This is a genomic window from Streptomyces sp. NPDC005811, from assembly GCF_040630405.1.
Taxonomy (GTDB): Bacteria; Actinomycetota; Actinomycetes; order Streptomycetales; family Streptomycetaceae; genus Streptomyces.
Genome location: NZ_JBEXXK010000046.1, coordinates 92,525 through 102,964, shown reverse-complemented (window position 1 = coordinate 102,964; position 10,440 = coordinate 92,525). Strand labels below are relative to the sequence as shown.

Annotated in this window: 9 protein-coding genes; 7 read left to right on the top strand and 2 right to left on the bottom strand. The window is 71.9% G+C overall.

All coding sequences use genetic code 11. The annotated features are described in order from the left end of the window. The first annotated feature begins 432 nt into the window (after positions 1 to 432). The gene (locus ABZ490_RS37895; RefSeq protein WP_359001044.1) at positions 433 to 1,083 is read left to right on the top strand and encodes a carbonic anhydrase; all 651 of its coding nucleotides are present in this window, start codon (positions 433 to 435) and stop codon (positions 1,081 to 1,083) included. Between the two features lie 25 nt (positions 1,084 to 1,108). On the opposite strand, the gene ABZ490_RS37890 is transcribed toward ABZ490_RS37895, so the two are convergent. Next, positions 1,109 to 3,244, bottom strand: coding sequence for an MMPL family transporter (locus ABZ490_RS37890; RefSeq protein WP_359001041.1), 2,136 nt, complete (start codon positions 3,242 to 3,244; stop codon positions 1,109 to 1,111). A 122-nt stretch (positions 3,245 to 3,366) separates the two neighbouring features. Here ABZ490_RS37890 and rpe point away from each other — a divergent pair, with 122 nt between their 5' ends. From rpe to ABZ490_RS37860, 6 genes are all read left to right on the top strand, one after another. Then, positions 3,367 to 4,053 carry a ribulose-phosphate 3-epimerase gene (gene rpe / locus ABZ490_RS37885; RefSeq protein ID WP_133916352.1) on the top strand — a complete coding sequence of 229 codons (687 nt, stop codon included), beginning with the start codon at positions 3,367 to 3,369 and terminating at the stop codon, positions 4,051 to 4,053. A 181-nt stretch (positions 4,054 to 4,234) separates the two neighbouring features. Beyond that, complete coding sequence (locus ABZ490_RS37880; protein ID WP_359001038.1) at positions 4,235 to 5,278, top strand: sugar-binding domain-containing protein; 1,044 nt, start codon at positions 4,235 to 4,237, stop codon at positions 5,276 to 5,278. A gap of 73 nt (positions 5,279 to 5,351) precedes the next feature. Then, positions 5,352 to 5,681: a barstar family protein gene (locus tag ABZ490_RS37875; protein ID WP_359001035.1), complete on the top strand. Its 330-nt coding sequence runs from the start codon at positions 5,352 to 5,354 to the stop codon at positions 5,679 to 5,681. A gap of 130 nt (positions 5,682 to 5,811) precedes the next feature. Continuing rightward, entirely contained in the window at positions 5,812 to 7,251 is a 1,440-nt protein-coding gene (locus tag ABZ490_RS37870; protein ID WP_359001060.1) for a GuaB1 family IMP dehydrogenase-related protein, read from the top strand. A 200-nt stretch (positions 7,252 to 7,451) separates the two neighbouring features. Beyond that, the gene (locus ABZ490_RS37865; protein ID WP_359001033.1) at positions 7,452 to 8,927 is read left to right on the top strand and encodes an amino acid permease; all 1,476 of its coding nucleotides are present in this window, start codon (positions 7,452 to 7,454) and stop codon (positions 8,925 to 8,927) included. Positions 8,928 to 8,937: 10 nt separating this feature from the next. Next, complete coding sequence (locus tag ABZ490_RS37860) at positions 8,938 to 9,390, top strand: Lrp/AsnC family transcriptional regulator (protein ID WP_359001030.1); 453 nt, start codon at positions 8,938 to 8,940, stop codon at positions 9,388 to 9,390. A gap of 119 nt (positions 9,391 to 9,509) precedes the next feature. Here ABZ490_RS37860 and ABZ490_RS37855 read toward each other — a convergent pair whose 3' ends face one another. Continuing rightward, positions 9,510 to 10,250, bottom strand: coding sequence for a GntR family transcriptional regulator (locus ABZ490_RS37855; protein ID WP_359001027.1), 741 nt, complete (start codon positions 10,248 to 10,250; stop codon positions 9,510 to 9,512). Positions 10,251 to 10,440 lie beyond the last annotated feature (190 nt).

Sequence of the window (10,440 nt, the reverse complement as noted above, 5' to 3'; positions counted from 1 at the left end):
CTCTCCGGTTGCGATCACGCCGACCGCCGCGGCCCGGCCCCGGGGAGTGCCACCGGCACCGGCCGTGTGCTCACCGCCCCTCGGCGGCCGTGAGCGGCCGCCGTACTGCCGCGGGTCGTGGTGAGCGCTCGGAGGGTCGGCACGGCCCTGGCGGCCACTCTCCGGGTGCGATCACGCCGACCGCCGCGGCCCGGCCTCGGGGAGTGCCACCGGCACCGGCCGTGTGCTCACCGCCCCTCGGCGGCCGTGAGCAGCCGCCGTACCGCCGCGGGCCGTCGTGAGCGGGAACCTGTCGGGGAGCCGGCACCGGCCGCTGTACGAGACCGTCCTCGCCCCGCTCCCCGGCGTCCGCGGCCTCGACTCGACCGTCGTCAGGAAACAGGTGGTCAGCCCCGCCCGCTCCCCGGTCACCCGGCACCTTAGGGTGGCCCCATGCCACGCACCTCCCCCGCCGTCGCCCTCGACGCCCTCCTCTCCGGCAACGAGCGATTCGTCGCCGGCACGCCCGGCCATCCCAACCAGGACGCCGCCCGCCGGGCCGAGCTCGCGCCCGGCCAGGAACCCTTCGCCGTCATCCTGGGGTGCTCGGACTCCCGGCTCGCCGCGGAGATCATCTTCGACCAGGGGCTGGGCGACCTCTTCGTCGTCCGGACCGCCGGGCACGTGCTCGGGGCGGAGGTGCTGGGCAGCGTGGAGTACGCCACGGCCGTGCTCGGCTGCCGTCTGGTCGTCGTCCTCGGGCACGACTCGTGCGGGGCCGTCGCGGCGGCCCGGGAGGCCGTGGCGAACGGACTGCCCTCGACCGGCTTCGTCCGGGACGTGGTCGAGCGGGTCACCCCCAGCGTGCTGGCCGCCCGCGCCGCCGGACTGACCTCCGACAGCGACATCGTCGACGAGCACATAAGGCACACCGTGCAGTTGCTCCTCGACCGCTCCCGCACCCTCTCGGACCAGGTGGACACGGGCGACGTGGCGGTCGTGGGCATGGCCTACCGGCTCGCCGAGGGCAGCGCCCGCATCCTGGTCTCCCACGGCGACACCGGCACCCCGGTCCCGGTCGCGGGGGGCGACCAGGCCTCCTGAGGGGCGCGCCCGGCGCGGGATCCGGTCAGCCGCGGGACCGGGTGGCGGGCTCCGGCGCGCCCTCGGTCACCGCCCGGCCGTCGTCCCGGGCCAGCCGGTGCGGCCACCACACCTTCGGGCCCACGTCCAGGAACAGCGCCGTGACCAGCACGGACCGTACGACGAAGGTGTCCAGGAGGACGCCCAGGGCGACCGCGAAGCCGATCTCGGCGAAACCCACCATGGGGAGCGTGCCGAGGGCGGCGAAGGTGCCCGCGAGCACCAGGCCCGCGGAGGTGATGACCGAGCCCGTCGCGGCGAGGCCCGTCACCACGCCCGTACGGGTGCCCTTCCGCAGCGCCTCCTCACGGATCCGGGTGGTCAGGAAGATGTTGTAGTCGATACCGAGGGCCACCAGGAACACGAAGACGAACAGCGGGAAGTCCGTCGACTCACCCGCGTAGTCGAACACGTGCCGGAAGGCCAGCGCACTGATGCCGAGGGCCGCCGTGAAGGACAGGATCACCGTCCCGACCAGCAGCAGCGGGGCGATCAGGGCGCGCAGCAGACCGCACAGGATCAGCAGGACCACGCCCAGCACCAACGGGATGATCAGGATGTTGTCGTGGGTGGTGGCCCGGTCCGCGTCCAGCAGGGCCGCCGTTCCGCCGCCCACCTGCGCGTCGGCGTCGGGCACCGCGTGCACCGCGTCCCGGACCCGGTCCACCGTCTGTTTGGCGGCCTCGCTGTCGGACGGGGCGGTCGTCGTCGCCTCGAACAGCACCTTGCCGTCGTGGAGGGGTTTCGTGCCCGGCGGCAGCCCGAGCGAGGTCGGCACGACGCCGTCGGTGGCGGCCACCGCCGCGCCCACCTGACGGGCCTGTGCCTGGTTGGAGACGATCACCAGGGGGTCGCCGCTGCCCGCCGGGAAGTACTTCTCGGACACCTCCTGGCCCGTGATCGAGTCGGGTTTCCCGGTGAAGGCGTCGGCGTTGCTGATGCCCGCCGCGCGCAGCTGGATCAGACCGAGCGAGCACACCGCCAGCGCCAGCGCGGTCACGATCCAGATCATGCGCGGGCGGCGGGCGATGCCGGCCCCGTTGCGGGCCCAGAAACCCCGCGCCGTCGGATCGGCGGAGCCGAAGCGGGGGATCACCGGCCAGAAGAGCCAGCGGCCGCAGATCACCAGCAGGGCCGGGAACAGGGTCATCATCGCGAGCAGCGCGACCGCCACGCCGATGGCCGCCACCGGTCCGAGGCCGGCGGTGGAGTTCATCTCGGCGGCCGTCAGCACCAGCATGCTCAGCACCACCGTGGCGCCCGAGGCCAGCACCGCCGGGCCCGCCCGGTGCAGGGCCAGCGCCATCGCCTCGTGGCGGTCCTCGTGCCGGCGCAACTCCTCCCGGTAGCGGGCCACGAGCAACAGGGCGTAGTCCGTCCCGGCGCCGAAGACGAGGACCGTGAGAATGCCGGCGCTCTGACCGTTCACGGTCAGGCCCGCGTAGTGGGCCAGGAAGTAGATCAGTGCCTGCGCCGTGAACAGCGCGACCACCACGCCGATCAACGGGACCAGCAGCAGGGTCGGACTGCGGTAGGTGATCAGGAGCATCACGACGACGACGCCCATGGCCGCCACCAGCAGCGTGGAGTCGATGCCCTCGAAGGCCTTGGCGAAGTCCGCGGAGGTGCCGCCCGGGCCGGTGATGTGCACGGCCAGCCCCGCGCCGCCCTTGCCGACGACGTCACGGATCGAGTCCACGGCCGGCGAGATCCGCGACCAGCCCTTCTCGTCCATGGTGATCGGCACGTAGATCTGCGCGGCGCGCGGATCCACCGGACGGTCGAACACCGGCCCCCGTGTCTCGGCCCCCCGGATCCCGTGGTCCGTGAGCCGCCTGAGCTGCACCGCGTCCGCCGTGATCTGCGCGCGGTCCCGTGCCGTCAGCCCGTCGTCCCGCGCGTACACCACGATCGCGGGAATCTGCTCCGGCCGGAACCCCTTGGAGATCTCCAGCACCTGGGTCGACTCGGCCGACCCCGGCAGCCAGGACGCCGCGTCGTTGTCCTGGGCGCCGGTGAGCTTGGAGGCGAACGGCGCCATGAAGAACAGCACGACCAGCCACACCCCGAGCACCAGCCACTTGGCCCGCCGCCCACAGACGAGATGCGCGGTGGCCTTCATGCCGACCCCAGCTGTCCGGGGGCGCGGGGAACTGCGCGATCGACCACCACGCACCCGCACCCGACGACGCACCCCCAGGGACCGATGCGGCCCACCCCCGGAGGGCATGGCAGGCTTGGGGCATGGCCGCGCAGATCAACCCCAGCATTCTGTCCGCCGACTTCGCCCGCCTCGCGGACGAGGCGAAGGCGGTCGAAGGAGCCGACTGGCTCCATGTCGACGTGATGGACAACCATTTCGTCCCGAACCTCACGCTCGGTGTGCCGGTCGTAGAGTCTCTGGCCCGTGCGACGGACACTCCGCTGGACTGCCATCTGATGATCGAGGCCCCCGATCGCTGGGCCCCGCAGTACGTCGAGGCGGGTGCCTCGTCCGTCACCTTCCATGTCGAGGCGGCCGCCGCGCCGGTGCGACTCGCCCGCGAGATCCGTGCGAAGGGCGCCCGTGCCTCCATGGCGCTCAAGCCCGCGACGCCCATCGAGCCGTACGAGGACCTGCTGCCCGAACTCGACATGCTGCTGATCATGACGGTCGAGCCGGGCTTCGGGGGCCAAGCGTTCCTCGACATCATGCTCCCGAAGATCCGCCGCACCCGCGAGTTGATCAGCAAGCACGGCCTGGAGCTGTGGCTCCAGGTGGACGGCGGCGTCGCGGCCTCGACGATCGAGCGGTGCGCGGAGGCCGGCGCGGACGTGTTCGTCGCCGGATCCGCGGTGTACGGCGCCGAGGACCCCGCCGAGGCCGTCCGCGCCCTGCGCGCCCAGGCGGAGGCGGCGACCGCGAAGGCGAGCTGGGCCTGCGCCCACTGAACCGACCGTGGCCCTCGGAGCAGGGCCCGTGAACCATGGCTTTCTGAACAGCGGGCCGACACCATACGTAGCCCACTGAACACGCAGCCCATGCGGACAGTGGGCCACAGGTACGTGAACGGCTCCCATCAGGGCTGATCAAGTGCGCCGGATCTGCAAGGATGAACGGCGTATCCAGAGTGTGAACAGCAGTGAGGAGATCGCCGTGTCGGGTATGTCGGCGGGCCGGTCAGCCATGCGGATGGGACCCGCAGAGCTGGTGCAGGCGGCGGCCATGGCCCGCCGCTTCTACCTCGAGGGCAAGTCCAAGATCCAGATCGCGGAGGAGTTCGGCGTCAGCCGCTTCAAGGTGGCCCGGGTCCTGGAGACCGCCCTCGAACGGGATCTCGTACGGATCGAGATCCGTGTCCCGGCCGAGCTGGACGCCGAGCGCTCCGACGCGCTCCGCGCCCGCTACGGCCTCAGGCACGCCGTGGTGGTCGAGTCGCCGGCGGAGGCCGAGGACTCGCCCGACCCCGAGAACCTGGGAGAGGTGGCCGCCGACCTGCTCGGCGAGCTGGTGAACGAGGGAGACGTCCTGGGCCTGGCCTGGGGCCGCTCCACCATCCACATGGCGGCGGCCCTGGACCGGCTGCCGCCCTGCACGGTGGTGCAGCTGACGGGCGTGTACGACGCGGGGACCGCCGAGCGCGGCTCCGTCGAGGCCGTCCGGCGCGCCGCCCAGGTGTCCGGCGGCGACGCGCACCCCATCTACGCGCCGATGCTGCTGCCGGACGCGGCCACCGCGGCCGCGCTGCGCAACCAGACCGGGATCGCCCGGGCCTTCGAGTACTTCGACAAGGTCACGGTCGCCTGTGTCTCCATCGGCTCCTGGGAGCCCGGCATCTCGACGGTGCACGACATGCTCAGCGACGAGGAGCGGGCCCACTACGCCTCGCTCGGGGTCGCCGCCGAGATGTCCGCGCACCTCTTCGACGCCGAGGGCCGCCGGGTCGGACGGGACCTGGGCGAGCGGTGCATCACGGTCAAGGCCGACCAGCTCCGCCGGGTCCCCGAGGTCGTGGCGATCGCGGGCGGGCAGCGCAAGGCGGCCGCGATCGACGCGGTGCTGCGGTCCGGACTCGTCACCAGCCTGGTCACGGACACCTCCGCGGCCGACTATCTGATGACGGCGGGACCGACGCCGAAGCCCGCCCTCAACCGGGCGGACCCGGACGGGATCTGAGGGAAGATCGGAAGGGGGCGGTCCTCTCGGCCGCCCCCTTCCGCACTCACGACTGCTCAGGGACGGTGCCTGGATGACCGAGCACGTGCTCACGCTGGACCTCGACGGGATCATGGACAAGGCGGCCCTGATGGACCGCTGTGTCCGGGACCTCGAACTGCCCGACTGGTTCGGCCGCAACTGGGACGCCCTCGCCGACAGCCTCACCGACCTGCCGGACGGGCCCGAGTCCGGCCCCGTGCTGGTCGTCGTACGGAACTGGCAGCCGTACGCGAAGGCGCGGCCGGAGGAGTGGGAGATCGCGCAGGAGGTGTTCTCCTCGGCGGTGAACCAGGTGCCCGCGCTCTCCGTGGTGCTCGCTCTCGGAGGAGCCCACGGAAGGACGCTCGGAGGATCCTCCTAACCGCCTCTGAGCTGCTTGGACGTTCTGTCCGGGCATCGCCCTGCGGTCGTCATGGGACAATGAAGTACGTGCTCTTCCCCCTGGCTGACCTGTCAGGGGGTCACCTCTGAACGACTGGGATGTGCAGCACGTGCGTTTCCTCAACGACATCCAGCCCGCGTACGACCTCACCTACGACGACGTCTTCATGGTGCCGAGCCGCAGCGCGGTCGGGTCGCGGCAGGGCGTGGACCTCGCCGCCCCGGACGGCACGGGCACCACGATCCCGCTGGTCGTCGCCAACATGACGGCCGTCGCCGGACGCCGGATGGCCGAGACGATGGCGCGGCGCGGCGGACTCGTCGTGATCCCGCAGGACATCCCCAACGACGTCGTCACCGATGTGATCGGCTGGGTCAAGAGCCGGCACCTGGTGCTGGACACGCCGATCGTGCTCGCCCCGCACCAGACCGTCGCGGACGCCCTCGCGCTGCTGCCCAAGCGCGCGCACAACGCGGGCGTCGTCGTCGACGAGGACTCCCGGCCGGTCGGTGTCGTCACCGACCAGGACCTCAGCGGTGTCGACCGCTTCACCCAGCTCGAGGTCGTCATGTCCCGCGACCTGCTCCTCCTCGACGCCGGCATCGACCCCCGCGAGGCCTTCAACATCCTCGACGCGGCCAACCGGCGGTACGCGCCCGCCGTGGACGACGACGGCCGTCTCGCCGGCATCCTCACCCGCAAGGGCGCCCTGCGCGCCACGCTGTACACACCGGCCGTCGACGCGCACGGCAGGCTGCGCATCGCCGCCGCCGTCGGGATCAACGGCGATGTCGCGGGCAAGGCCAAGGAACTGCTCGACGCGGGCGTCGACACGCTCGTCATCGACACCGCGCACGGCCACCAGGAGTCGATGATCAGCGCGATCCGCACCGTGCGCGCGCTCGACCCGCAGGTGCCGATCGCGGCGGGCAACATCGTCTCCGCCGAGGGCGTCAGGGACCTGATCGAGGCGGGCGCGGACATCATCAAGGTCGGCGTCGGCCCCGGCGCCATGTGCACCACCCGGATGATGACCGGGGTGGGCCGGCCGCAGTTCTCGGCGGTCCTGGAGTGCGCCGCCGAGGCGCGCAGGCACGGCAAGCACGTCTGGGCCGACGGCGGTGTCCGGCACCCGAGGGACGTCGCCATGGCGCTGGCCGCCGGTGCGTCCAATGTGATGGTCGGGTCGTGGTTCGCGGGGACGTACGAGTCGCCGGGCGACCTTCAGCACGACGCCAACGGGCGGCCGTACAAGGAGTCCTTCGGGATGGCCTCGGCACGGGCCGTGCGCAACCGTACGGCGGAGGAGTCGGCGTACGACCGGGCCCGCAAGGCGCTGTTCGAGGAGGGCATCTCGACGTCGCGGATGTTCCTCGACGCGGGCCGGCCGGGGGTGGAGGACCTGGTGGACTCGATCATCGCGGGCGTCCGGTCCTCCTGCACCTACGCGGGCGCGGGCTCCCTCGAGGAGTTCGCCGAGAAGGCGGTCGTGGGGATCCAGAGCGCGGCCGGCTACGCGGAGGGAAAGCCGTTGCACGCCAGCTGGTAGAGCCCCGCAGCAACAAAAGTGCACCTCGCTGCCATCAACGCAACGATCTTGCGTGGGTGCGCAAGGTTGCCTCATTACGACCGCTACGGCCCTGCTCATAGGGTCGAGCGCTGTACGTGGCGTGGCAGGGACCCCGCTCTGTGGGTTCCCGCCCGCACGGTCTTTGTCGCGTCGAGAGGCAGCGACGAAGGAGTCAGCGCGTGCTCGACCAAGGCGCACCCCCGAAGGACCGCACCCAGGCCGCCCCACCGTCCCCGGGGTTCGCCGCGCGGCTCGTGCGGCGCAAGCCCGTGGAACGGCTGGTCGCCGAGGGCGGCCAGGGTGAGGGAGGGGCGCTGCGGCGGTCTCTCGGGCTCTGGCAGCTCACCATGATCAGCATCGGTGCGACGCTCGGCACGGGCATCTTCGTCGTCCTCGGCGAGGCCGTGCCGAAGGCCGGACCGGCCGTCACGCTGTCCTTCGTGATCGCCGGTCTCACGGCGCTGTTCTCCGCCCTGTCCTACGCCGAGCTGGCCGGCACCATCCCGGTCGCCGGATCGTCGTACTCGTACGCGTACGCCACGATGGGCGAGCTGATCGCCTGGGTGTGCGGCTGGTGCCTGGTCCTGGAGTACGGCGTGTCGGTGGCCGCCGTGGCCGTCGGCTGGGGCGAGTACCTCAACGAGCTGCTCGACGGGACCATCGGCGTGACCCTCCCGGACGCGCTGTCCGCGCCGCCGGGCGACGGAGGCGTGTTCAATCTGCCCGCGCTGATCGTCGTCCTGCTGGCCATGGCGTTCCTGCTCGGCGGGGCGCGGGAGTCGGCACGGGCCAACACCGTCATGGTCGCCGTGAAGATCGCCGCGCTGGTGCTGTTCTGCGCCATCGGCGTCCAGGGCTTCCGCTCCGGCAACTACGCCCACTTCATGCCGCTGGGCATGGCGGGCGTCAGCGCGGCCGGGGCCACGCTGTTCTTCTCGTACATCGGCTTCGACGCCGCCTCCACCGCCGGTGAGGAGGCGAAGAACGCCCAGCGCGACCTGCCGCGCGCGATCATGCTGTCGCTCGTCATCGTCACCGCGCTGTACGTGCTGGTCGCGGCCGTGGCCGTCGGCGCCCAGCCCTGGCGGCGGTTCGGGGACTCGGAGGCCGCGCTGGCGCAGATCATGCGCGACGTGACGGGGCAGTCCTTCTGGGCGACCCTGCTGGCGTTCTGCGCGGTCGTCGCCATCGCGAGCGTCGTGCTGACGGTGCTCTACGGCCAGACGCGCATCCTGTTCGCCATGTCCCGGGACGGGCTGGTGCCCAAGGTGTTCTCGCGCGTCCACCCGAGGACCGGCACACCCCGCGCCAACACGCTGATCGTGTCCCTGTTCTGCGGGGTCCTCGCCGCCGCGATCCCGCTCGGCCAGCTGGCCGACGCCACCAGCATCGGCACGCTGTTCGCGTTCGCGCTGGTCAATGTGGCCGTCGTGGTGCTGCGCCGGACCCGGCCGGAGATGCCCCGCACCTTCCGGGTGCCGCTGTCGCCGGTGCTGCCCGCGCTGGGCTTCGCCTTCTGCGTCTGGATGATGGGCAGTCTGTCGGCCGTGACCTGGGTGGTCTTCGGTGTCTGGATGGCCGTCGGGCTCGTGGTCTACTTCGTGTACGGCCAACGCCGCTCCCGCCTCGCCACACCCGCACCAGCTGAGAAGTGAACCACCCACCGTGCTGAACGATCTCGACGAACGCATCGTGCACGCCCTCGCCGAGGACGCCCGCCGCTCCTACGCGGACATCGGCAACCTGGTCGGTCTGTCCGCGCCCGCCGTGAAGCGGCGCGTGGACCGGCTGCGGGCGACCGGCGCCATCACCGGCTTCACCGTACGGGTGGATCCGGCGGCGCTCGGCTGGGAGACCGAGGGGTTCGTCGAGATCTACTGCCGGCGCAACACCTCGCCGGAGACCATCCAGCGGGGCCTGGAGCGTTACCAGGAGGTCGTGGCGGCCTCCACCGTCACCGGCGAGGCCGACGCGGTCGCACAGGTCTTCGCGGCCGACATGCGCCACTTCGAGCGGGTCCTGGAGCGGATCGCGGGGGAGCCGTTCGTGGAACGCACCAAGTCGGTGCTGGTGCTGTCCCCCCTGCTGCGCCGCTTCTCCTCCGGCTCGCCCACCTGAGCCGTTCCGCCCGGCGGCGGATCGCCGACAGCAGACGCCCGATGAACACCGGCTCCCGGCAGGGGCGCCACACGGCGGCGGGTTCCGCGGCGACGACCGTACCCCGGCGCGGGTGTCCGTCAGTCGGCCGTCTTGCGCGCCAGCGCGTTGTTGCCGATCGAGTTGTGGACGCTGAAACTCACCGCGTCCGAGCGGTAGCGGTCGTCGGACCACTCCACGGGGCGGCCCTCGTGGGTCGTCGTCACCCGGCGGACCCGCAGCAGCGGGCTGGTGCGGCGCACCCCGAGGAGTTCCGCGTCCTGGGCGCCCGCCGCCACCGCGTCGATCACGTGCTCGCCGTAGGCGAAGACCAGCCCGGTGTCGTCCAGCAGCCGCTGGGTCACCGAGGGGCAGTCCGGCTCGATCGCCTCGACGGCGGGGGAGATCCAGTCGGCGTACACGGTCCGCTCCAGCAGCACCGGCTCGCCGTCCAGGCCGCGCACCCGCAGGACGTGCAGCACCGGGGTGCCGAGGGGGAGTTGGAGGCGGACGACGTCCTCGTGCGTGGCCGGGTGGTACGACTGGGCCACCACCTGGCCGGTCGCCTCGCGGCCCATCGCCCGCGCCCACTCGGCGAAGCTGCGCAGTTCCGCGAAGCTCTGGCTGCGGCGGCTGGCCAGCACCACCCGCCGGGCGCCCTGGCGGGAGCCGATGAGCCCCTCGGCGGTCAGCGCCGCCACGGCCTGGCGGACCGTCCCGCGCGAGACTCCGTAGCGGGCCGCGAGGTCGGTCTCGGCGGGCAGCCGGGCGCCCACCGTGTACTCCTCGCGGTCGATCGCCCGGCGCAGTGCGTCGGCGATCTCCTCGTGTCGGGCCGCCATGCTTCCCCTTCGCTCCAGCTGCTGTGCACAGCCTGACCAGCCTAGTCGACATCGAAACGTGATGAACGACAGCCCGGAGTGTGCGCGAAATAAGGGATCAGGGTTTCATCGGAGTTTACCGGGGGGACATCAGCGGCGTGGTTACTGGGGCCAACTTGTTCAGACAAGTTAGCCCCGTCTCCTGATCTCC